The following is a 22,431-nucleotide window of genomic DNA, read 5'->3' as shown; positions in this document are numbered from 1 at the left end:
AACAGCAACGCAACGATAAGGAGGCCGGACATGAAAACACGGCGAACAGCATGGTGGCAGTATGTGATCGGTGCCGTGCTGGGCCTGTTGGCGGGTATCGGTCTGGCCTCCTACGGCGAGAGCTCGGGACTGTCGCTGATTGGTGCGCCTCGGATTGTGACCGGATTGCTGGCCGTGCTGGGCGTTATCGTGCTGATCTTGGCCCTGCAAGTGCATAAATACGCGAATACCGACCCCAAGAAGCGTCCGCATAGCTTCATCAATCCCACTATCGCGGTGTATACGCTGGTGCTGTCTAAGGCACTGGGATTGGCGGGCGCAACGCTTGCCGGCTGGTATGGCGGTCAGATTGTGATGAGCCTGAGCCATATTGAGGCGGATTTTTATGCACACGCCGTCACCGAGTGCGCAATCGCGGCCGTGGTGTGCATCGCCGACATGATCATCGGCATTATCGGCGAATGGTTGTGCCAGCTACCGCCGAACGAAGGCCCCGAAAACCCGAAAATCAAGGAAGCCAAGCGCCGTAGCGACATAGCCCAGGCCTACAAAAGATAATCCGTGATAAGCCCCCTCTGACGAGGGGGCCGTAGGCGTAGCCGACTGGGGGAGAGAAGAAAAAACCACACCATCGGCCAAGCCGATTACCACTATTCCTGCGGCACGCGAACCATAGCTTCCTGAGCGATGGCCGCCACCAAGTCGCCATTCTGCGCATACACTTTGGCGATGCCGAGTCCGCGTCCGTGCGCAGCGATAGGCGTATCCTGCACATACAAATGCCATTCGTTGATATCGATATCCTGATACCACCACATCGAATGGTCGATGGACGCATAGGAAATGCCCGGTGTGGAAATCGACAGTCCGGCGCGGCGCAGCACCGGTTCCATCATCACCTGATCGCAGCCGAGTGCCAGCATCGCACGATGCATGACCTGCGGCACATCGACGTGGCCATCGGCCTTCATCCACACCATCTGCTTGCCGGAATCATGCTCGGCGGAATCCTTGTCCGCGCGCAGCATCACGGTCGGCGTCACGTGGCGGATATCGAACGGCGATTTCTCGGCATAGTAATTGGCGAACGGCGACTGTGCGGCATACGGGCGCATGAGCTCCTTGGCGGAAACCAGCGTCTCGGGATCGGGCAGGTTTTCCGGCATCGGATCGGCAAATTCCACACCCTCCTGACCGGTCTCCTGGAAGGAGGCGATGGCCGTGAGAATCGACCCCTCGGCTTGGGTGACGTTGACCCGACGAGCGGAGAACGAGCGGCCGTCGCGAAGGTTCTCGACGTCAAACAGCAGGTCTTGACGAATATCGCCGGCGGCAATGAAATAGCCATGTACCGAATGCGGCAGGCGTGAAGGGCCCACTGTTTTGGACGCGGCGATCACCGACTGGGCGATGACCTGGCCACCGTAGACGCGGCCGGTAGGGAAGTACATACTCTCGCCATTGATGTATGTGTGATTGCGGTAAGCGGAAGGCTCGCCCAACTTCAGCACCTTCACCAGATGGTCCAATGGAGTTACGGTGGTTGCCTGAGCCATGGCGTTCCTCGATTCCTGTTCTGCTGTGTTCGATATTCGGTTATCGTATTCCAACCTATGGTTGGCAGTCTATCCGGTGGGGGTTAAGAGTTCCGGGAGCGAAATGTAACGAGACTGTTTGGAAGGTAAACGGTTGGTTATGCGGTGCGTTGCCGCTACGTTGCTGCTGCACTGCCGGTGTGTTGCCGGTGCGTTGCCGTAGGTGACTGTGGGATTTTATGGGATGCGGGGCGGGGCAGTCATGGGGGCAATTATGGGAAAGCCGCCCCTGAGGGACGGCTTTCGACGTATAAAGCGCGTTGTGGCACTAATGCCGGCGTATCTCAGCCGCGCACAAGCTTCTTGTGCAGGCGGTGCGGGCGGGCCGCATCCTCACCGAGTCGGGCCACCTTGTTCTCCTGGTAGGCCTGGAAGTTGCCTTCGAACCAGTACCACTTGGCCGGATTGTCGTCGTCGCCTTCCCACGCGAGGATATGCGTGGCGACACGGTCGAGGAACCAACGGTCGTGGGAGATCACCACAGCGCAGCCCGGGAACTCGAGCAGTGCGTTTTCGAGGGATTCCAAGGTCTCGACGTCCAGATCGTTGGTGGGCTCGTCGAGCAGCAGCAGGTTGCCGCCCTGCTTCAGGGTCAGGGCCAGGTTCAGACGGTTGCGCTCACCACCGGACAGCACACCGGTCAGCTTCTGCTGATCGGCGCCCTTGAAGCCGAAGCTGGCCACATAGGCGCGGGTCGGCACCTCCACACCGGCCACCTCGATGAAGTCGAGGCCGTCGGACACGGCTTCCCACAGGTTCTTGTTCGGGTCCAGGCCCTCACGGTTCTGATCCACGTAGCTGATCTTGACGGTATCGCCGATCTTCAGTTCGCCGCTGGTCAGCGGTTCGAGTCCGACGATGGTCTTGAACAATGTGGACTTGCCCACGCCGTTCGGGCCGATCACACCGACGATGCCGTTGCGCGGCAGCGTGAAGGACAGGTCGTTGATGAGCACGCGATCGCCGAACGCCTTATGGATATGCTTGGCTTCCAGCACGGTGGAGCCCAGGCGCGGGCCGGCCGGAATCTGAATCTCGGAGAAGTCGAGCTTCTTGTTGTTGCGTGCCTCGTTCTCCATCTGGTCGTAACGTTCCAGGCGGGCCTTGTTCTTGGCTTGGCGGGCCTTGGGGGAGGAGCGCACCCAGTCGAGCTCGTTCTTCAGTCGCTTGGCGAGCTTGGCGTCCTTGGCGCCCTGGATCTCCAGACGCTTGGCCTTGGTCTCCAAGTAGGTGGAGTAGTTGCCCTTGTACGGGTACAGGTGGCCGCGGTCGACCTCGCAGATCCATTCGGCCACATTGTCCATGAAGTAACGATCGTGGGTGACGGCAATGACCGCGCCCTTGTACTGGTGCAGGAACTGTTCCAGCCACAGGATGGACTCGGCGTCCAGGTGGTTGGTGGGCTCGTCGAGCAGCAGCAGGTCCGGGGCCTCAAGCAGCAGCTTGCACAGGGCCACACGGCGGCGCTCGCCACCGGAGCACACGTTGACCGGGGTGTCCGGATCGGGGCACTGCAGGGCGTCCATCGCCTGCTCAAGCTGGGAGTCGAGGTCCCAGCCGTCGGCGGCGTCGATCTCGGTCTGCAGCTTGCCCATTTCTTCCATCAGCGCGTCGAAGTCGGCGTCCGGGTTGGCCATTTCTTCACCGATCTCGTTGAATCGGGCGACCTTCTCGGCAATCGGGCCGAACGCCATCTTGATGTTCTCGCCCACGGTCTTGGTGTCATCCAGCGGCGGCTCCTGCTGCAGGATGCCGACCGTGAAGCCCGGGGTCAGACTGGCTTCGCCGTTGCTCACGGTCTCCAGGCCGGCCATAATCTTCAGCAGGGTGGACTTACCCATGCCGTTCGGGCCCACGACGCCGATCTTCGCGCCGGGCAGGAAGCTCAGGGTCACGTCATCGAGAATCACGCGGTCGCCGTAAGACTTGCGGGCCTTGATCATCTGAAATACGAATTCTGCCATATAAGTGTCTTATCCTGTCTTATCGTTGCAATTTCAACGTTTTGCCGGGCTTGGATTCCGTGATGACACACTGTGGAACGATGCGTCCGGTTTCGGGGGGTTCCGAACGACCCGTTTGATGCCGCCCGTCCCTGGATTTCCGTGTCATCGCGGCGCCTCGGTCCCAAGCAAAAGCACCTTGTGGATTATCCCATATCCCATCGTCATACCGCAACGGGGGATCTCCTGTAAGTACATTTGGTGGCAGTTTGGTCATGCGGCTAGTTTGCGTCGCAATATCTTCGGATAATTCTGTCTGAACGTGCGCCGGTCGCCGCATCTTGTGGTCGGTTTTGGCGCTTTCCCCGGCTTTGAATTTCAGTGCGGTCGGTTCGATGGTGCACATGAGGTCGGCGGTCTGCTCGAGACGATAATCCTTGGGGTCGGCCTTGCGATAGACGACTGCCTCCTTGGCGAGCGTGTAGCTGACGGAGGCCTACAATGCGTTGGTGACGACCTGCTGTCCGTTGTCATAGTGGATCTTGATGGTGTCGTACGACTGAAATCGGTCGAGATGCGTCAGCAGGTAGTCAGCCAGGATAACGCCCGTCTTCTTGCGCAGATTCGGTTGTGGGTTCCGATGAAAAGGACATGGCCCGGCTTTGGTACGCTTTTCAGTCGCTTACACATGAAAACCGCGAATCCGCCATGGCCAAGGCGGGGACGGTCGCGGGCGAAATGGAGGAACGCAAGCTCAAGGCGGCCGCGAACCGCCTGCGCGAGGGCGTCGGCCAGGCCGCCGCCTGCCTCCTGCCGGGGTTCCCCGCGAACCATAGGATCAAGCTGCGCACGGACAACATGATCGAGCGATTGAACAAGGAGATCCGCCGGCGCACCCGGGTCGTGGGCGGCTTCCCCGACTCCAACAGCTGGCCAACAGCCAATCTGCGCAAAGAAGTGGGCACTATCATTTAACAAATGTGAAATACAAGTAACAATTGACGGAATACCATTGCGGGGAATAATAACCAGCTAGGTGAAGAAGGGAGTTGTTATGGTAGACGTCAAGTTACATGGTATTGCCGAAGGCCGTCTGGGAACTGGTTCAATGTGCTACGATTTGGCAAATGGTAACACAGTCGCAGATGTTGTAAAGCATGTAGCTCTACAAGATGAAGGCCTGACAAGGACCCTAATTGATGAATCTAGACAAAAGCCTCGTCGACTTTGTCGAATCATGATTAATTGTCCTTCTTGTGGAGCAGGTAAATGAATTCTATTGAACAACGGCTGCAACGTGCTGCTTTATTGGCTTCTGGTATTGATGCGTTTGGTACGGGCTCGTTTGTCAGCGCTGCGGCGGTAATTTTTTCTTCATATAATCATGTTTCTGCAGGCATTATTGGTCTTGGACTGACCTTTTCAGCTGTTTCTGGCATGATTGCTTCGATGCCTGCTGCGTATCTCGCCGACCGTATCGGAGGGTTGCGCGTTTTCACTTACTCGTATTTGCTACGAGCGGTAGGAATGCTTGGATGGCTTATTATCTCTGGTGATGCTGCATTTCTTGTCTATATGACGCTGTTCGGTATTATCGACCGCTCAGCAGCATCGCTTACACGAGGACTGATTATCGCACCGCTGAGCCGAGAGCAAGCCACAATACTCTTGGGTCGCATGGCATTACCGACGAATGTCGGTTACGCGCTTGGCGCGGCACTAAGCACAATGATGCTGCTTATCCAGTACGGGAATGTGATCATAGTGGCAGCAAATTCACTCTCGTTCGTTGTCGTAGTTGTGCTATATCGCAGAGCGCTCAAAGGTTGCAATGTAACCGCTGCAAAGGTGAAACGTTCACCGCTAACTTCGTGGACGGTTTTTCGCACTGCACTAACTTCAAGGTCTCGTTCTCGGCTGATTATCGAAAATTTCCTGTTCTCGTTTCATCGTACACTGCTCAATGTGTATCTACCATTACTGATTATTCATTACGCGCCTACCGACACATGGCAGGCGCCAGCCATATTCGTTGCCAATACGGTAGTTATTGCACTAGCCCAAGGTCCTGTCAACCATTGGGCCACGAAAGCACATAATTATGCGCTGGCTTGGCGCTGCAGTGGACTACTGCAGGCAATTGCATTTATTGCTGTCGCCTGCATACCTTTCCTGTCACATGATTTTCCCTTCATGGCACTGGTTATGTTGCTTGCCATGCTGCAGATTATCGCTGAACTGCTCAGCACCGCAGGTATTACCATGTATATGGCATTGCTGAGCAGAAAAGATTATCTGACTACTGACTTAAGCGCTATTAATCTTGGTGGGCAATTCCAGAATATTGTAGGGCCATCACTCTTTGCTAGCACGATTACTGCCGCTAATTGTGTGCTTCCTGCTGCTATGGGTATTGCCATTACGCTCGCTGCTGCGCTACCTAGAAAATCCGAATAAAAGCATAACAATCGTGGATACCTCATTGGTAGAAAATCATAATTCGCACAATTCGCCTCTTCCAATCTGTGATTATGTAAGACTGTTTTCTTCTCCTTTGGACAAAGGACTCTACGTAGGATGCGGAAACGGAAGGAATGCGTTTCCACTCCTCTCAGAGGGATGGAACTTATATGCATGCGACGTATCTAATTTCAATATACAAAGAGCCCAAAAGTATTTGCCACAATATTCTGATCGATTTGAGGCTCTTAGCTGTGACCAAGCTTTCTCTTATATACCAGAATTTGATTATGTGATATGTAGTAGAGCCCTAGTATATGGTAGTTTTGAAGAGAGCCTTCAGCGATTTAAAATACTTAGACGGCGGCTTAGGCCTAGCGGAATTCTTTTGTTCCAGCTACCTGCTATTGGAACAGATTTATGGCCTAAATGGGTTAACTATGCGATAACCGAAATGGGGAGTTTGATAGTTGGATACAACTTACATTCCCCGTCAAAAGTATATTTATCGTTTACTGATGTATGTGATTTACTAGAACGTGCAGGATTTAAAATTTGCAACGGTCCTACGCCATACGATCTTCCAAGAGGTGAATATCCAGGAGGAATTGTGAGAAATTGGCTTGGTGTAGCAATTAACAATAATTAGCTAACAGTTGTCCGCTGTCGATCGTGTAACGACGATTCATGACTGAAGAACGGCTCTCATCGTCAATGCTCCAGATAATAAGCTATCAACCACCGACGATAGTAAAACTCGGAACAATTATAACATATTACAAGCTATCATGATAACTCTCTTCAATTTTGGTGGCACCGTTTACACTTAATTGTATCCAATTTAATTATGGACTGTTCTGGTAACAAAAAGCTACTAAGCCGAAAAGTAAAAATCAGATAATCAAATGGCTTAAAAATCCTCACACTGATTCGGCAGAATACAAGATGTGGGGTAACGGCGTGGCGTTTCCCTGCGTGTATTTCGTTCTCAAAAATATCGCTTATTTCCAGGCGGAAGAACGCGTGTAAGACTTGCTAAAAACCTTCTTTAGAGTGATTTATATATGTACCCGAAAAAATCTAAGATAACGCCCGTCTTCTTGCGCAGATTCGGTTGTGGGTTCCGATGAAAAGGACATGGCCCGGCTTTGGTACGATTTTCAGTCGCTTGCACATGAAAACCGCGATTGGAAAGAAGGCCGGAAGCCATGTCCGATAAGATCATACGGTTCGACGACGCCCTGTTCGGGTCGGCGGTGATCGAGCGCTGCCGGAGGCGTGAATCCGGCGTCGAGGAGGCGCTGATGGAGATGTGCCTCGCGGGCGTGGGCACACGCGGGGTGGACCACCGGCCGGCTGCTGTGGGGCGAGCGGATGCCGTCCCGGACATTGAGCGACAGACTCAAGAAGATCTACAAGGGGATCGACGAGTGGCGGAAACGCCCGTTGGAATCCGAGTGCCCGTATGTGTTCGTGGACGGCGTGTGGCGCAAGCGATCCTGGGGCGGGCACGTGGAGAACGTGAGCGTCCTCGTCGCCATCGGCGTCAGCAGCCGCCAGATCTCGTTTCAGTTGGGCTTCGAAACGGCTCTTGTCCCCATCGAACTCGCTTCTGCGGTGCGCGAACGTCACATACGTGAATGGCGGGTTCCTCGCCAACGTGAAAAATGCGATGAAGAGACGTTTGTGGTCGGTCGTGGACGGGATCTCGTAATCGTCGTGGCCGTTGAACAGCGGGCCGGCATGGAAAGGGATGTCGGGCAGGGAGACATCCGCGAGGTGTTGTTCGTAGCGTTCGATGTGGGGATTGACCGGCTTGGGCTGGTCGTGGAACATCAGGGTGATGAGGTGGTACTTGGACAGTTTGCCCCATCTGCCAGATTCGTCGACCATGGCGTCCAGCTCGTTCATTGCTGACTCCCGGAGAAAAAGAAGTGCCTGGCTCTGCGATACGGGACTCCAGAGCCCGCCGCACTGTCTTGAACCGCCGTCCGCCGACGTGGCGTTGACGCTCCGAACCGATCATGATTCACCGGTGGATCACCTTGACGTTGATGTAGTTACTGAGTAACATCAGCATTACATTACTCAGTAACCATATCGAGAAGAGGTGCTCATGGCCGCCGCAATCAACCGCGCAATGCCGAGCCTTACCTGCCTTGACACCGGTGGACAGGCGATATTGACGATCGTCGACGCGACACGTACGCATGGCGACGGCGCGCGCAGGGTCGTCGCTCTCAGTCATGCGAATCTAATACTTCGCTCCGGGGAGTTCGTGGCCGTAATGGGACCGTCCGGTTCGGGCAAGTCCACGTTGCTCAACCTTGCCGGGGGATTGGACACGCCGTCTTCAGGCAAAGTGCTGGTCGAGGGCCGCGATCTCGCTTCGCTGAACGTTGCCCGGCGTGCCGCGATTCGACGGCGGTCGATTGGCTACGTGTTTCAGGATTTCAATCTGCTGCCGTCGTTGAACGCCATCGAGAACGTCTCGTTCCCGTTGGAACTGGACGGCTGGCCGATCCGCAAGGCGCGTAAGGCCGCATTGGAGGCCCTGCGAGAGACGGGAGTCGCTGAACTGGCGCTCCGTCGGCCTGAGGACATGTCGGGAGGTCAGGCGCAGCGTGTGGCCATCGCCCGAGCTTTGGTGGGCCGACGCCGCCTGCTGCTGGCCGACGAGCCGACCGGCGCATTGGATTCCGCTGCCGGCACGAAGGTCATGGAGGTACTGCGCAGCCGTGCCGACGCGGGCTGTGCCGTGCTGATGGTCACGCATGAACCTCGCTTTGCCGCTTGGGCCGATCGTACGGTGTTCATTCGCGACGGTCGCATCACCGACGAGACAGGAGCGACCGACTTTGACGAACTGTTCACCTGCGATGGTGAAGATGATGACGATGCCGGCGATGCGCGCAACAGCTCGCAACAGAACTTTCGCAACAATCCCGGGGAACAGTGATATCGATGCTCTTCAATTTTCCGCGTCGCCGCGTCGCCGCGCGTCTTGCCTGGCGCGATATGACGCGACACAAAGCGCGCAGCATATTCGCCACATTGTTGGTCGCATTGCCTATCGCCGCGCTGGTGGCGGGGCTGGCACTGCTGACAGGCACGCCGAATTCCCGTCAGCGTGCCCTTGCCGCCATTCCTCGGAATGCGCAGGCGGTGCTCACCGCCACCGCGGTGCTCAACACAGGCCAGCCGTTCATGCAGGCGCCCGAGGGGGCTTCGCTGTGGGTGGATAGTCCCTCTCAACAACCCGCGAGCGCGGCGAACATCGCCGCAATCACGCCCGACCAGGACGCCCTGCTGCGGTATTGGGATTCGGAAACGCTAATCGCCACCGCCGGCGGCGACTTGCAGCCGGGCGATCAGATTCAGGTTGATGCCGCCGGCGCCGATACCACTGACTCCGCCGGCTCCTCCGGCGCCGACCTCGACGGCGCGGTACGAGCCAAGCTGCGCGAGACCGAACATGATGCGCTGCCACTGTTAATGCCTCCCGTTGCACAGGGTGCCGCGCCGCAGGATGCCACGCAGGCGGTTATCAGCGCATCGCTCGCTGAGCAGCTGCACCTGAATGTCGGAGATACATTGACGCTCACCGCGCCTCCATTTCAAGGTGCGTACAGTACGAACGGACGCATTGGCGCGGTGCTGCAGAACTCGCGGCGCGCGTGGCGCATCAGCGGCATCGCCGATGTCACCTCAACGCTTGACGTATGGACGTATTCCGGCTGGCTCAAAGGCATGGTCGAGGCGGATGGCGGTAATGGGGTGGATGCGCATTATCTGCTGGTCGGCAGCGAGCCATTGACGTGGGCGCAGGTCAAGCGGCTCAACATGCTGCAGGTGGTCGCCGTTTCGCGCCATGTGCTGACGGATGGTTATCCGAATGCGGAAGAGCGATATCCGCGTCAAATCGACGTGCAGCAGCAGTTGATGCAAATGGTATCCGTCACTGTAACGGCTTTTCTTGGGATTGCCCTGACGCTATTCCTGATCACCCCCGCGTTCGCCGTGTCGGCCGACCAGTCTCGTCGCTTATTGGGATTGACCGCCGCATGCGGTGCCGACGGCGCGGATCTTCGACGCACGATGAGCTTCCAAGGCTTGTTTATTGGCATATCAGGCGGCATGATCGGTATCATCGCAGGCATCGGATTGTCATATGCCGCCGCACCGGCTCTGAAAGGCGCCTATGTGCATGAGGTCGCCAGTATGATTCCGTGGACGATGCTGCCCTTGGCCGCGTTAGCGGCAGTGATGATCGGATTGGCCGCCACATGGATGCCGGCGCATCGCGTCAGCCGCATGAATGTGGTGGACGCGTTGAAAGACCGCTCGGACAACGGCGAGCGCAACCGCCGTGAATCTCGGTTGCATCGTGCGGTGACGGCGATTTCCACCGCGGCATTGCTTGGCGCGGCCGTGGCCTGTGCCATGGGCGGCCTTGCCATGCCCATGCCGGAATTCGGTGATGCCGACTACGGTAGTCTGCCGGCCGAGGCAATCGGCGCGCAATTGCTGCTGATCGGAGCCATCGTGTTCTCGTTCGCCGGCCTGATCCAGTTGATTCGTCTGATCGCGCAATCATGCGAACGCCACGGCACCTCACTGCCTCTGGCGGTACGGATGGGATTGCGTGATGCCGGCGAGCATCACCGTCGATTCGTCCCCGCCGCGGCCGCTATCGCCGTGAGCGTGGCGGTCGCCTCATACGCGCTTACCATGACCGGCTCACTGATTGCCAATGATCGGTCGAATGCCATGGAAGTGGTGCATGGCCATTCGCATGCGGTGGTGTCCCCTGAGGTTCCGATTGACAATGCCGTGGATCGTGCGGTGGTGCGATCGGCGCTGAATGCCATCAGTGATGATCTGCCCGTCACCGCGCACCAGCCTGTGTATGCACTGGCGGAAGTGCCGCCGGAGACCGTCGACAAGTTGAATGTCGCTGAGGCGAATGAGCTTATGCGCCGATTCCCGAATGCCGCTGCCAGACTGGCGACTCCATTGGATTGCATTACGAGCTCCGACCCTGATCGCGGGCAAGACGTGGCTTCGGCGCATAATCCGAACGCCCAGCCATACTGCGTGGGAGCATCGCGTTCCTATCGCCCGTTGTATCGAGGCTTGACTATGATTAACGCGGATTTCTCCGTGCTGATCATGTCCGGCGATGCGATGCGATTGTCGGGATTTGCCAATGCCGACAAGGCGGCGGACATGCTCGACCGGGGCGGCGTGGTGGTCGGCAACGCGGCGACGCTGCGCAAGGACGGCACCGTGGATTTGGAAATCTCCCATAGTGCGCACAATCCCGACGGTTCCTCGGCCCCCGATGTGGTCACTGGGTCGGCGAGCAGGCCGGGAGTTTGGGTGGATGGGTTCTTCCCTCTGGCGATGAGCAAGGAAACCGCCCAAAGCCTGGGACTGACCGCATTCAGGTATGTGGGCGATATGGTGCAATTCACCGACGCCCCCGGCTGGAGCACTCTGGACAAACTGCGATCGATCATTGACGACAGGCTGCCGCTGGTGAATGGCACCAGTCAGTCCTACCGCTACAGCTGGGGTACCGGCGATCCTTCAAGCATGCTTGCGGAGCTGCTGCCGTTCGCATTGCTGATGCTGCTCGCGATAGCCGCCACGGTGATCTCGCTGCTGCTGGCGCGCATCCAAATCATCCGTGATCTGGCCACGATGCATGCCGTGGGCGCATCCCCCGGTTTCCTGCGACGGTTCACGCTGGCGCAGGCCGCCATTATGTTGGCGGCCGGAACACCGACTGGCATGGTTACGGGACTCGCCTTGGGGATATTTCATGTGGCTTGGTACAGACACATCGGCTATGACGGCGCATGGCTTGACACAGTGCCCTGCTGGGGCCTGCAGGCCGCGTTGTTGATCGGCGTTATTGCGATGGGCCTGGGCGTGGCATGGCTGGTCGCACGTCCGTCGCGCAAGCTGACCAGACGAACTTTGGATTGATCGACCGTACGATATCGGATGATATACGAAGGACGAAGGAACATCATGGCGATACGGGAAGCACTGATGGCGCTGTTGGAACAAGGACCGGCAAGCGCGTACCAATTGAAGCGGCGGTTCGAACGCACCACATCAAGCATATGGCCGTTGAACATGGGGCAGGTGTCCACCACGTTGCAGCGACTGCATCGAGATGGTTTGATCGAACAAGTCGACGGTTCGGAACATGACGTTCCCGACGATTCCGATTCCCGCTCCGATTCACCGGTGGCATGGCTGCTCACCGCCGCCGGCCATGCTGAGGTATCGCAATGGTGGCGCACTCCGGTATTGCCCGAGCAGCGCGGCCGCGACGAGCTGGTGATGAAGCTGGCGTTCGCGGTAGTCACGCCAGGCGTGGATGTGTCGACGCTGGTGCAACGGCAGCGAGTGTCCATGCAACAGCTCCTACATGATGTGACTCGCGCACGCCGTCAGACGGACGGTGATGATCTGGCCGCCCGACTGGTGCTTGACCATCGCATCTTCATCACCGAAGCCGAACTGCGTTGGTTGGAGACCCTCGACGAAGCGCAGTTGCGCATCGCGCGCACGCATCGTGCATCCGCGTCGATGTCAGCCGCCACTTCCGTCGAGGAAGATTTCGCCAATGCGAGAACGTAGTTTTGCTTTGCCGGCTGATTCCGTCCCTGGCTCCGCCATGATTCCGTTGCCGTTGCCGTTGCCGTCGGATGGGTTGCGCGTGATCGGTTTCTGTTTTCGGATGTTGGCGCGATGCGGCGGATGCACGCCGTCTTTTTTGTAGGGGGCTGGATTGCGGCCTGGTGCGATCCAGCATGACGCGGCCGTCCCCGACGGTGCCGTTGCGGCGATCCGCCGAGGTTACGCCCATGGCTGAACGCCCGGAATGTTCCTTGATATCCAGTGAGACGGTCCGCGCCACGGATGTACTGTGAACGGCGGATAAGCGCATCAGGCGCCTCGATCATGGCAATGAGAGGAAACCCCGTTATGGACTGTTCATCACGATCCCAACGTCAGACTCAAGTCGATGCGTCCCCGACATCTTCGACAACTATGACATCTTCAACGAATCCGACGGCCTCGTCGCCGCTGCCCACCCAGGCGCCGCCGTGGGGCGCGCTGTGGGTGATGGCCCTGGGATTGGCCATGATCGTGCTCGACAGCTCGATCGTCAACGTCTCCATCCCCACCATCATCGACGACATCGGCATTAACCTGACCGACGCCCAGTGGGTCACCTCGCTCTACAACATCGTGCTTGCCGCGTTGTTGCTGCCTTTCGGCAAGTTGGGCGACGCCAGAGGACGCAAACTGGTGTTTCAAGCCGGTACCGTGATCTTCGTGGCGAGTTCGACGCTCGCCGCCGCCTCGCAGGGTGCGGGGATGCTGCTTGCCGCCCGTGTGCTGCAGGGCATCGGAGGCGCGATGATCATGCCGAATACCCTGTCCACGGTGTCCGCCCTGTTCCGTGGCAAGTACCGCGCCGCGGCGTTCGGTGTCTGGGGCGCGGTGATGAGTTCGGCCGCCGCGCTTGGTCCGCTGCTCGGTGGCGTGTTCACCGAGACCTTGGGATGGCGTTGGATCTTCCTGGTGAACCTGCCGCTGGGCATCGCGGTCTTTGTGTCGGCCATCTTCCTGGTGCCGAAGACCGGTGGGAACGCCTCGGTCGCCGGTGCCGCGGATGCCGCGCAGGATGCCCGATCCCGTCGCGTCGGTGTGGATATCCCGGGCGTGGTGTTGTCTGCCCTGACCTCGGCCCTGTTGGTGTTCGGTCTTATCGAAGGCGAGACCTACGGTTGGTGGAAGCAGACCTCAACGCAGTTGAAGCTCGGCGGGTTGAGCTGGAATCGTGACTGGTTGTCGCCGGTGCCGATCTGCCTGATCGCCGGTGCGCTTCTGATGGCCGTCTTCATCCTCTTCGAATCGGCGCGGGGCAAAGCCGGTCGGCCGGTCATGCTGGACATGACCCTGTTTCGTATCAGGACGTTCTCGTGGGGCAATCTGGCGGCTGCGGCCATCGCCGCCGGCGAATTCGCGCTGGTGTTCATGCTGCCGCTGTACCTCATCAACGCCCGCGGGCTCAACACGCTGCAGGCCGGTGCGATGCTGGCCGTGATGGGCTTGGGGTCCATCGTCGCAGGTGCGCAGGCCCATGTCATGGCCGCCAAGCTCACCCCGGCCGGCGTGATTCAACTCGGTCTTGTGATCGAGATCATCGCCGTCGCCCTGGTCGCGGTCCTTATGCCTGTGGGGTTCTCTGTGTGGTGGCAGCTTGTTCCCATGGCCGCGTACGGTCTGGGTCTGGGCTTCGCCTCCGCGCAGCTGACCAGCGTGGTGCTCTCCGAAGTGCCGATCATGCAGTCCGGCGAAGGGTCGGCCACCCAGTCCACGGTTCGACAGCTCGGCACCGCCGTCGGTTCGGCCATCTCCGGAGCGTCGTTGGCCATGGCCGTCAACGGAACATTGCCGGCGCGGCTCGAATCCCTCGGGCTGCCCGCCAAGGTCGGCGACGGTCTGGCCCAAGCGGTCAGTGGTTCGGCGGGTGGAGTGATCGGCGTGTTCCGCAGCGGTGATGGACCGGCGGCCCGATTCGGCGACGAGGCGCCGAAGATTGCCGATGCGATGACTTCAGGGTTCGTCGAAGGCGGTCAGTGGACGCTTCTGGTCGCCGGCATCATGCTGTTCATCGGTTTGCTGGCCTCGGTGGCCGTGCGTCGTGCCGCGTCGTCGCACAACGTGCGTTGACGCATGACGGCTACGGTCTTATGGGGAGTGCGGCCGTGCGCGGTCGAACGGTGTGGCCCGCATACCGTCCACCGCGCCTGCGGTCGGTTTGCCATCCAGACGGCGTGTCGTGATCCGATGATGCTGTAACATATCCTTTTGTGCCTCGTTGAGGCACGCACGGCCCCGTAGCTCAGTTGGTTAGAGCGCCGCCCTGTCACGGCGGAGGTCACCGGTTCAAGTCCGGCCGGGGTCGCCACCAAACTCCCGATGCATGTCGGGAGTTTTTTTGTTTCCTGCCGTTCTTCGATGCCATCCGCAAGGGCGGCGAAAGTGAACGCATCCGATCCGACACGCCGTCCGCACCAATGTCGGCGTTAAGGGGGACACCCATTTGCAGCGGGTGAAATGCATGAGGAAGCGCATCGGCGGAATGTTCGCGACGCATGACGAACCATGGAAAATCCGCGGTGGGAGGTCATGGCGGCTCACTACTATTTTCGCTATCTCGTACGTTACGAAAGTCTCCAAGGAGTAAGCCATGACCACGCTCGCCATTGATATCGGCGGAACCAAGATCGCCGCTGCCGTCTGCGATGCAAACGACAGCATCATCCAGCGTTGGCGCGTCCCCACGCCGATGGACGCCGACGCCATCAATACGCATATCGCCGAGATCTACCGCGAAGCCGTCGCCGCTGGCCACACCGATATCGAGGCCATCGGCATCTCCGCGGCCGGTAATGTGAGCGCGGATCGCAAGACGCTCACCTTCTCCGCCAACATTCCGGCCTGGATCAATTACAATCTGTCCGAGCATGTCGGTGCGTTGATCGACCATGCCGTTCCGGTCATCGTCGAAAACGATGCCAACTGCGCCGGCTGGGGCGAATTCGTGCACGGTGCCGGCCAGGGCAGCTCCAACATGGTCGCGCTGACCGTGGGCACCGGCCTCGGTGGTGCCATCGTGATCAATGGGCAGCTCTACCGCGGCTCCTTCGGCATGGCCGCAGAGCTCGGCCACCTGCCGATGGTCCCGGACGGAGACCATTGCGGCTGCGGCCTGCGCGGTTGCGCCGAGCGCTATACTTCGGGAACCTCGCTGGAGAACTTCGCCAAGTCCGCCGTGCGTCGTCGTCCTCAGGACGCCAAACGTCTTCTGGAGCTGTGCGGTGGCGACATCACCAAGCTGGAGGGACCGATGGTGTCCCAAGCCGCTCAGGAGGGTGACGTGCTTGGCCTGTATGCGTTCGGCAAGATCGGCGAATGGCTTGGCCGCACCATGGCTGCCGTCTCCGCCGTGCTTGATCCGGATTTGTTCGTCATCGGCGGTGGTGTGGTAGCCGTTGGAGACATTCTGCTGGAGCCGGCCCGCTACAACTACCAGCGTTTCCTGGAAGGCAGCGCCTACCGTGGCCACGCCAAGATCGTCGCCGCCGTCGCTGGCCAGGACGCCGGCCTCATCGGTGCCGCCAATCTGGCTCTTCGCTGACGCAGATGGCGGTGCGTAGATAACGCGCGCGACGCAGATAGCAACGCGCAAATAATCGCAAACAGTACAGTGCGGTGATTCTCGTTATGGGAATCACCGCACTGTTGTTTTTCTCCCGGAAATGGCGAAACCCAACGTGAGCGAATGGGTAAGATACCGGCACCGCGCGCGTGGGCGACGTCAGCATTCCTCGGCGTCGCTACGCTGACTCGCGGTCAACTTCCCGATGCTGCTCGCCGCCCGACTGGTCATGTCGCTCGGCACCGGCATCTCCCTGCCGCTTATCACCAACATCATTCTGGAGAAGGCACCACTTGAACAGCGTGGCGCGATGCTCGGCATCGTCAGCCTGGTCACCTGCGCCGCACCGGCCATCGGCCCGGTGATCGGCGGCATGCTGAAGAACCACTTCCCGCCCAAGTTCATCCTTATCGGCTTCGCCGGCACCGTGATTATGGATGTGGTGTTCGTTGCGCTGTCCGGCAATGTGGGGGGCATCGCCGCGAACGATGGGGCGGATGCGGCCGGTTCGTATACGGCCGCGTTCCCACGCAGCATGATGGTGTTCACCGGCATGGCCGTGCTTGGCGTGATTCTTGCCGCGCTCATGTTCCGATTCTCCACTCGCCGACCGCCAGAATTGAGAGAAGTCAAATAGTACGCCCGCGGCGGATTGGTTGGCTTTATGATGGAACCGACATTCCATCACGGGAGAAGCAGGGAAACTATCATGCTTGAACCACCAGTCACTCCGATCCGCAAGGCCAACGACGGCCTCGAACTGCCCGCCACCGGCTTCGGTACGTACAAGGTCAACGGCCTAGCCGGCGTGGACGCCATCAAGTTCGCCATCCATCAGGGTTACCGCCTCATCGACTCTGCGTTCAACTATGAGAACGAGGGTGTGGTGGGTCGCGCCATCCGCGAATCCGGCGTGCCGCGTGAAGACATCATCGCCACGTCCAAGCTGCCCGGCCGCCACCATGCTCACGATGAGGCACTGCTCACCATTGAGGAGAGCGTGTGCCGTATGGGTCTCGACTACATTGATCTCTATCTGATTCACTGGCCGAACCCAAGCCAAGGCCAGTTCGTCGAGGCATGGGAAGCGCTGGTCGAAGCTCGCGAACGCGGCTTGGTCAAGCACATTGGCGTCAGCAACTTCCTGCCCGGCCACATCGACCTGCTCATTCGCGATACGGGTGTGACGCCGGCCGTCAACCAGGTCGAGCTGCACCCGTACTTCCAACAGCGCGAACAGCTGGCCTACGACAACGCGCACGGCATCATCACCGAGGCATGGAGCCCGCTGGGCCGCGCCAACCAGATGCTGCGCGACCCAGACCTGAAGCGTATCGCCGCCAAGCACGGTATTTCCGTGGTCCAGGCCATTTTGCGCTGGCACCTCCAGTACGGCGACGTGGCCATCCCGAAGTCCTTGAACCCGGAGCGCCAGCGTCAGAACCTCGACCTGACCGCTTTTGAACTCGATGATCAGGACATGGCCGATATCGCCGCGATGGACAACCCCGAAGGCCACACCTTCGGACAGAACCCCCACTGGCACGAAGAAGCGTGATTCCAACATGCAACGTCCTATTATGACTTCGCGGTCGTTTTTGCGCACGCCGTCCGAAGTGGCCGGACCCGGCGACGAGCAGGTGATCGAAGACCTCGTAGACACGCTGGAGGCCAACCGCTCACGGTGCGTGGGCCTGGCCGCCAACATGATCGGCGTAGGCAAACGCATCATCGTCTTCGTGGATGAAGACCTTGGCGGGCGTATCACGGTGATGCTCAACCCCGTGATCACTGCTTCGGACGGTGCCTTCGACACCCAGGAAGGATGCCTGTCCCTGACCGGCGAACGCCGCACACTGCGTTATCGACGTATTGAGGTCAACTACGAGGACCGTCGGTTCCGCGCCCGCCACGCCACCTTCGCCGGTTGGACTGCGCAGATTATCCAGCATGAAGTCGATCACTGCAACGGCATCATTATCTGATTCATATCGGTGCGCGTTGCAGCCCAACCCCCGAGGCTGGTCATCGCGATTACGATGCGATTACATCGCAACCGCTATGACCAGCCTTTTTTATGTGCACTGGTGGGGGTGTTCTCAGCGGTGTTGGGGTGCCATGCGCTGGCAGGTTGGCTTCGCTGGAGGTTCTAAGCGTCGGTGATGTGCCAAAGAGTGGCGGGCTGGCTTCGCTAAGGAGCGCTACCGTCGGTGGAGAACCAGTGCGTGACCTGCTGCCGACGCTAAGCGTTCATTAAGCGTCGTTAGCGGCCAAAACTTGGACGTGTAACGATGCTGGGCGGTTTTAGCGTCGTTGCTGTGCCAAGTTGTGGGCCTCTGCCGACGCTGCCAGTGCAGTAGCGTCGGCGTTGGGACAGGTGTTGGGCCTTTGCTGACTCTATAAGCGGGGGGAAAACCATTCTCCGATGCCTAAGTGGGTCTATTGCCATGCTGAATACATCTGCTGAGTGTAGCTATGCGTTCGAAGGCGATTTCGGGACCTTTCTCAGTAGCAGATATGCCTAATGCGCGGAGTTATACACTTCACCGTGCACTTATACACGCCAAACGAAGCAGAAATCGACTGCTGACAGTGGACGACACGCCAGAGACGATGTGGATAACCCAGAGACTGTGGATAACAGCTGAGCGATCAGTGGATAACCTGCAAGAAAGTGCGGTTATCCACCGACGGTAGCCACTGTTATGCACATTCCATACCCCTTGGAATCATTGGGTTTTCCACTTATCCACCATCTCGCCATGCGGGCTTGCGGGCCACCGCATGAGCGCCATACAGTGTGCCTCACGGCGGGCAACGTAGCCCGCCGTCCACATCACATGAAGGGGGAAACGCCATGAGCACCGCAACCACTACTACTGCCGAAAATGCCGGTTTGCCAGCAATGCTGGACACCAAAGACGTAGCCGAGACGTTCAAACGCTGCAATCTCGCCGTCTATGCCGAAGCGAGACGCATATATTATCGCGAAGTGAATCTGAACCCGTTCAAAACGTATTCAAAGCACCTGCGTCAAATGATCGAATGGTGGTTCTGGGATTGGTTTGCCTATGATTGCACTGTCAGCGGTATTGGACTGACCGGCAATGAATCCGAAGATTTACGTATCGAATTGCAGTACGGTTCAGGCGCAGGTATCTCGCCATTCCTAGCCTTGGCCGAATTCATGTATGACAAGGACGAACGTATCGGCACACGCGAGATACGTGATTTTCGCGAACTTGATGACACCAATTTCGCTTCGGTGTTCTGGATTCGCGATGCCAGCGCGGTCAAAGGTCGTCTGACAGTTGAGGACATCATTCATGGTGGTGTCTACGAGGTGGCGGACGCACATGCCGCCTCGCAATACGATGGTGCGCACGGCGGCATGATCGTCAATCGCATCGCACATGTGAGAGGCGTGTGGAGATCCTGTGCCATCCCGATCTATGAGGCACGAAGGCCTGATGACCCGCAAATCGGTGATTCGCTGGCCCGTTCATTCCGGGAAACCGGATATAAACCGGACTTTGCCGGTCTGGTGCGGTTTTTCTACGGGAGGGCCAAAGATACCGGTCTCGACTGGGAAGATGCGGAAGCCGCACGCCAAGCCGGCACTTTGGACGCGCTGATCAAGAAGGCCAGCAATCGGTGAAGGATCCGCCTAACGCTGCTGTCCAGGTCGGCGGCCACGGTCGCGAATGAAGAGGGACGCAACCAAACAGACCGCGCGCACAATGGCGACCGTGCTGAACGAAGCCCGCACGCCAATGGCCGATGCCGCCGCTTCCGGCACTCCGGTGCGCATGGCCGCTGCGGTGTGCGTGTTCATGATGGTGACCAGTAGCACAGCCTCAAACGTCATGATCGCGAAGCCCAGCAAGGCGAGCGGCCGGCCATCGATACGGTCGTACAGCTTGCCTGCCACCGGGTTCAGGATGCTCATGGCGATGTCGCTCGGCATCATCACCAGACCGGACACCAGTGCATTAACGCCAAGATCATTCTGCAAATATGCCCATCGCGTACAGGAACGGCTGGCGCGTGGTGAAGGTCTCGATGAGGAACGCGGCGATCGGGATCATGATGCCGTTGGTGAGCATGAATCCGGTGGTCAGCCATTGCACGGTGCTGCCGGGCACATCGAATTCATGCATCAACGTGGGCAGTGCGGGAATCATCAGCGTCTAGTTGAGAATGGCCACAAACGAGCCGATCATCAGGGTGATGACCATGGCAGTGGTGTTGGCAGGGGTGGTGCTGTTGGAGTTGGCGGGGGAGGAACCGACGGCCTTGACCCAGCGCTGCTTGCCGCGGGCGGTCACGTCGTCCGGTTCGTCGCCCTCGGCCGGAGCTGCACCGAGCTTGTCGATCAGGGCGGCGGACTGCGGGGCGGAACTGATGTCATTCCAGAGCATCGCATCGCGAATCACGTTGCCCTGCTTGTCGAGAATGACCATGCCATGCTGCTGGCCGCCAACCGCGAGGGCCGCGACATCGTCGAGCCCGCCGGCCTGCTCGGCGGCCTTGGTGAAGGCCTCCCACCAGAATTCCGGGTTGACCGAGGTGCCATCCGGGTGCTTGGCCTGGCCGAAACGAACCTGTTCGCCGGTGGCGGCGTCCGTGATGCGGACCTTTGTTGATTGGGTTGACGTATCTACGCCGGCAACCAGTACTCTCGTCATGCATTCCTCCTCGATGAGGGTCGCGCTTGCAAGTTTCGGCGCGCCATAGCCAATAAGTTAGACGATTAAACTATACTGTATCAACGTTCGATTGCAAACGGAAACACGCGAAGGTGCGGTCCGATTCAATCGTTTGACGCACAATACCATGGTGTGATCTATGGATGAGAGCGTCCACAAGACGCTCAAAGCTTAGGGTGCGAGGAGGTAGGAGCCAATGGCAAGTCTACGCAGGATCAATCAGGAGGATCTGCGCAACCATAATTTGTCGGTGGTTCTCGACACTTTGTTGCGCGCGGAGAAACCCATAAGCAGGGCCGACCTGGCCAAGGAAACGGGGCTGACCAAGGCCACGCTTTCGCTGTTGGCCTCGATGCTTATCGATAGTGGCGTGGTGCAGGAAGGCGAGCCGGTCGTCTCCACCACATATGGGCGGCCCAGCACGCCGCTGGAGATTCATGGCGGGTCCATCGCCGGCATCGGCCTGCAGATCAACACCGATGGCTACGGTTGCCTGGCGCTCGATCTGAACGGCGACACTCTCGGTCAGGAGTGGGTGAGTGAGGATATGACCGGCACTGACCCGTACGAGATCTTCGCCAAGCTCGATGCGATGACCTTCCCGTTGGAAAGCCGACTCAAACGACGTGGCTGCAAAGTGGTGGGAGCCGGGCTTGCGCTGCCGGGCATCGTCACCGACGACATGTGGCTGTTGGTGGCCCGCAATCTGGGTTGGGAAAACGTCAACCTCACCCGGTTCAACGTGGTACGCCGGCTGGATGTGGTGGCCGGTAACGAAGCGAAGATGGCCGCCATCGCTCAGATTCCGGGGTATGCCACCGAACGTGCGTCCTTCCTGAATGTGGTGGATCGCACGGATTCCTTTATTTACCTGTCTACCGATATCGGCATCGGCGGCGCGGTGGTGCGTGACGGCGAAGTGGCGATGGGCTCGCACGGATTCGCCGGCGAGATCGGCCATCTGTCCGTGGCGATGGATGGGCCGTTGTGCAGCTGCGGGCGCCACGGGTGCCTTGAGGCGTTTGCGGGCCGTCGCGCTTTGGTCGAGGCTGCCGGCATTGCCGAAGATGGGGATGCCACCAGCAGCGAGGCCATCGATACGTTCCTCCAGCGTTGGCGCGCCGGGGATTCGGATGTGGCCAAAGTGGTCGATCAGGCCGCCGATGCGCTGGTTTCCGCCATCGCTTCCGCCGTGAATCTGGTGGACGTCGATACGGTACTGTTGGGCGGACTGTGGACGCACTTCGGCGACGAGCTGGCCACCGTGCTTGAAGGCCGGCTGCGTTCGGAAATTCTGGGATACCCGAATGCGAGAATCCGCGTGTTTGTGCCGCCGATGGCGCTGCATCCCTCGCTATATGGCGCGGCCGAAATGGGCTTGCGGCGGTTCATCGAGAACCCGTTGGGGTACATGGGGGAGAAGTAGCACCGGGAGATGCTGCTTGTTGCTGGCGGGTGCATGGCATGGG

18 protein-coding genes, 1 tRNA gene and 3 pseudogenes are annotated in these 22,431 nt (G+C 58.9%); 17 read left to right on the top strand and 5 right to left on the bottom strand.

The features are described 5' to 3' along the window. The first annotated feature begins 30 nt into the window (after positions 1–30). The gene (locus tag FYJ31_RS06695; RefSeq protein WP_013141238.1) at positions 31–558 is read left to right on the top strand and encodes a DUF3180 domain-containing protein; all 528 of its coding nucleotides are present in this window, start codon (positions 31–33) and stop codon (positions 556–558) included. Positions 559–650: 92 nt separating this feature from the next. Here FYJ31_RS06695 and FYJ31_RS06690 read toward each other — a convergent pair whose 3' ends face one another. After that, a complete protein-coding gene (locus FYJ31_RS06690; RefSeq protein ID WP_154536327.1) occupies positions 651–1,556 on the bottom strand; it encodes an acyl-CoA thioesterase in 906 nt (301 codons plus the stop codon). Positions 1,557–1,879: 323 nt separating this feature from the next. Then, on the bottom strand, positions 1,880–3,559 hold the full coding sequence (gene ettA / locus FYJ31_RS06685; RefSeq protein ID WP_154536326.1) for an energy-dependent translational throttle protein EttA: 1,680 nt from the start codon (positions 3,557–3,559) through the stop codon (positions 1,880–1,882). 669 nt (positions 3,560–4,228) lie between these two features. Here ettA and FYJ31_RS06675 point away from each other — a divergent pair. The 15 genes and pseudogenes from FYJ31_RS06675 to FYJ31_RS06595 all read left to right on the top strand — a co-directional run. Beyond that, a pseudogene (locus FYJ31_RS06675) lies at positions 4,229–4,468 on the top strand (transposase); the annotation flags it as partial. Between the two features lie 124 nt (positions 4,469–4,592). Continuing rightward, complete coding sequence (locus FYJ31_RS06670) at positions 4,593–4,811, top strand: hypothetical protein (protein ID WP_126386285.1); 219 nt, start codon at positions 4,593–4,595, stop codon at positions 4,809–4,811. Then, a complete protein-coding gene (locus FYJ31_RS06665; protein WP_154536324.1) occupies positions 4,808–5,995 on the top strand; it encodes an MFS transporter in 1,188 nt (395 codons plus the stop codon). The genes FYJ31_RS06670 and FYJ31_RS06665 overlap by 4 nt, the downstream gene beginning before the upstream one ends. Before the next feature lie 25 nt (positions 5,996–6,020). Next, the gene (locus FYJ31_RS06660) at positions 6,021–6,647 is read left to right on the top strand and encodes a class I SAM-dependent methyltransferase (RefSeq protein WP_195839461.1); all 627 of its coding nucleotides are present in this window, start codon (positions 6,021–6,023) and stop codon (positions 6,645–6,647) included. Between the two features lie 589 nt (positions 6,648–7,236). Continuing rightward, positions 7,237–7,552, top strand: a pseudogene (locus FYJ31_RS06650) (transposase); the annotation flags it as partial. Positions 7,553–8,114: 562 nt separating this feature from the next. Beyond that, positions 8,115–8,957 carry an ABC transporter ATP-binding protein gene (locus tag FYJ31_RS06640; protein WP_154536322.1) on the top strand — a complete coding sequence of 281 codons (843 nt, stop codon included), beginning with the start codon at positions 8,115–8,117 and terminating at the stop codon, positions 8,955–8,957. Positions 8,958–9,016: 59 nt separating this feature from the next. Further along, positions 9,017–11,992 (top strand): FtsX-like permease family protein, encoded by a 2,976-nt coding sequence (locus FYJ31_RS06635; protein ID WP_229773896.1) that lies wholly within the window; start codon positions 9,017–9,019, stop codon positions 11,990–11,992. Between the two features lie 45 nt (positions 11,993–12,037). Beyond that, on the top strand, positions 12,038–12,655 hold the full coding sequence (locus FYJ31_RS06630) for a PadR family transcriptional regulator (RefSeq protein WP_032744018.1): 618 nt from the start codon (positions 12,038–12,040) through the stop codon (positions 12,653–12,655). Between the two features lie 282 nt (positions 12,656–12,937). Next, positions 12,938–14,761 (top strand): MFS transporter, encoded by a 1,824-nt coding sequence (locus FYJ31_RS06625; protein ID WP_065472347.1) that lies wholly within the window; start codon positions 12,938–12,940, stop codon positions 14,759–14,761. 161 nt (positions 14,762–14,922) lie between these two features. Further along, a tRNA-Asp gene (locus tag FYJ31_RS06620) sits at positions 14,923–14,999 on the top strand. A 282-nt stretch (positions 15,000–15,281) separates the two neighbouring features. Then, positions 15,282–16,232: an ROK family glucokinase gene (locus FYJ31_RS06615; RefSeq protein ID WP_065472343.1), complete on the top strand. Its 951-nt coding sequence runs from the start codon at positions 15,282–15,284 to the stop codon at positions 16,230–16,232. Positions 16,233–16,458: 226 nt separating this feature from the next. Then, a complete protein-coding gene (locus tag FYJ31_RS06610) occupies positions 16,459–16,890 on the top strand; it encodes an MFS transporter (protein WP_229773888.1) in 432 nt (143 codons plus the stop codon). Positions 16,891–16,962: 72 nt separating this feature from the next. Continuing rightward, the gene (locus FYJ31_RS06605; RefSeq protein ID WP_154536320.1) at positions 16,963–17,811 is read left to right on the top strand and encodes an aldo/keto reductase; all 849 of its coding nucleotides are present in this window, start codon (positions 16,963–16,965) and stop codon (positions 17,809–17,811) included. Positions 17,812–17,818: 7 nt separating this feature from the next. Continuing rightward, positions 17,819–18,238, top strand: coding sequence for a peptide deformylase (locus FYJ31_RS06600; protein WP_154536319.1), 420 nt, complete (start codon positions 17,819–17,821; stop codon positions 18,236–18,238). Positions 18,239–19,110: 872 nt separating this feature from the next. Continuing rightward, the gene (locus FYJ31_RS06595; protein WP_136500471.1) at positions 19,111–19,911 is read left to right on the top strand and encodes a hypothetical protein; all 801 of its coding nucleotides are present in this window, start codon (positions 19,111–19,113) and stop codon (positions 19,909–19,911) included. Between the two features lie 9 nt (positions 19,912–19,920). Here FYJ31_RS06595 and FYJ31_RS06590 read toward each other — a convergent pair whose 3' ends face one another. The 3 genes and pseudogenes from FYJ31_RS06590 to FYJ31_RS06580 form a co-directional block, all read right to left on the bottom strand. Then, positions 19,921–20,238: a permease gene (locus FYJ31_RS06590; protein ID WP_326831190.1), complete on the bottom strand. Its 318-nt coding sequence runs from the start codon at positions 20,236–20,238 to the stop codon at positions 19,921–19,923. A 19-nt stretch (positions 20,239–20,257) separates the two neighbouring features. Continuing rightward, positions 20,258–20,437, bottom strand: coding sequence for a multidrug efflux MFS transporter (locus tag FYJ31_RS06585; protein WP_143724398.1), 180 nt, complete (start codon positions 20,435–20,437; stop codon positions 20,258–20,260). Positions 20,438–20,509: 72 nt separating this feature from the next. Then, positions 20,510–20,941, bottom strand: a pseudogene (locus FYJ31_RS06580) (FGGY family carbohydrate kinase); the annotation flags it as partial. A 217-nt stretch (positions 20,942–21,158) separates the two neighbouring features. Between FYJ31_RS06580 and FYJ31_RS06575 the strand changes: the two are divergent. Then, positions 21,159–22,388, top strand: coding sequence for an ROK family protein (locus FYJ31_RS06575; protein WP_060620671.1), 1,230 nt, complete (start codon positions 21,159–21,161; stop codon positions 22,386–22,388). Positions 22,389–22,431: the final 43 nt, after the last annotated feature.

It is taken from the genome of Bifidobacterium sp. WCA-178-WT-4B, from assembly GCF_009696495.1.
GTDB classification, from domain to species: domain Bacteria; phylum Actinomycetota; class Actinomycetes; order Actinomycetales; family Bifidobacteriaceae; genus Bifidobacterium; species Bifidobacterium infantis.
Note: the sequence above shows the minus strand (reverse complement) of the source record. Positions and strands in the feature narration are given on the sequence as shown.

Excerpts from the sequence above, each read along its gene's own strand:
- FYJ31_RS06695 (WP_013141238.1), top strand. The coding sequence starts at position 31 with ATGAAAACACGGCGAACAGCATGGTGGCAGTATGTGATCGGTGCCGTG.
- FYJ31_RS06690 (WP_154536327.1), bottom strand. The coding sequence starts at position 1,556 with ATGGCTCAGGCAACCACCGTAACTCCATTGGACCATCTGGTGAAGGTG.
- ettA (WP_154536326.1), bottom strand. The coding sequence starts at position 3,559 with ATGGCAGAATTCGTATTTCAGATGATCAAGGCCCGCAAGTCTTACGGC.
- FYJ31_RS06670 (WP_126386285.1), top strand. The coding sequence starts at position 4,593 with ATGGTAGACGTCAAGTTACATGGTATTGCCGAAGGCCGTCTGGGAACT.
- FYJ31_RS06665 (WP_154536324.1), top strand. The coding sequence starts at position 4,808 with ATGAATTCTATTGAACAACGGCTGCAACGTGCTGCTTTATTGGCTTCT.
- FYJ31_RS06640 (WP_154536322.1), top strand. The coding sequence starts at position 8,115 with ATGGCCGCCGCAATCAACCGCGCAATGCCGAGCCTTACCTGCCTTGAC.
- FYJ31_RS06635 (WP_229773896.1), top strand. The coding sequence starts at position 9,017 with ATGACGCGACACAAAGCGCGCAGCATATTCGCCACATTGTTGGTCGCA.
- FYJ31_RS06630 (WP_032744018.1), top strand. The coding sequence starts at position 12,038 with ATGGCGATACGGGAAGCACTGATGGCGCTGTTGGAACAAGGACCGGCA.
- FYJ31_RS06625 (WP_065472347.1), top strand. The coding sequence starts at position 12,938 with ATGTACTGTGAACGGCGGATAAGCGCATCAGGCGCCTCGATCATGGCA.
- FYJ31_RS06615 (WP_065472343.1), top strand. The coding sequence starts at position 15,282 with ATGACCACGCTCGCCATTGATATCGGCGGAACCAAGATCGCCGCTGCC.
- FYJ31_RS06610 (WP_229773888.1), top strand. The coding sequence starts at position 16,459 with ATGCTGCTCGCCGCCCGACTGGTCATGTCGCTCGGCACCGGCATCTCC.
- FYJ31_RS06605 (WP_154536320.1), top strand. The coding sequence starts at position 16,963 with ATGCTTGAACCACCAGTCACTCCGATCCGCAAGGCCAACGACGGCCTC.
- FYJ31_RS06600 (WP_154536319.1), top strand. The coding sequence starts at position 17,819 with ATGCAACGTCCTATTATGACTTCGCGGTCGTTTTTGCGCACGCCGTCC.
- FYJ31_RS06595 (WP_136500471.1), top strand. The coding sequence starts at position 19,111 with ATGAGCACCGCAACCACTACTACTGCCGAAAATGCCGGTTTGCCAGCA.
- FYJ31_RS06585 (WP_143724398.1), bottom strand. The coding sequence starts at position 20,437 with ATGATTCCCGCACTGCCCACGTTGATGCATGAATTCGATGTGCCCGGC.
- FYJ31_RS06575 (WP_060620671.1), top strand. The coding sequence starts at position 21,159 with ATGGCAAGTCTACGCAGGATCAATCAGGAGGATCTGCGCAACCATAAT.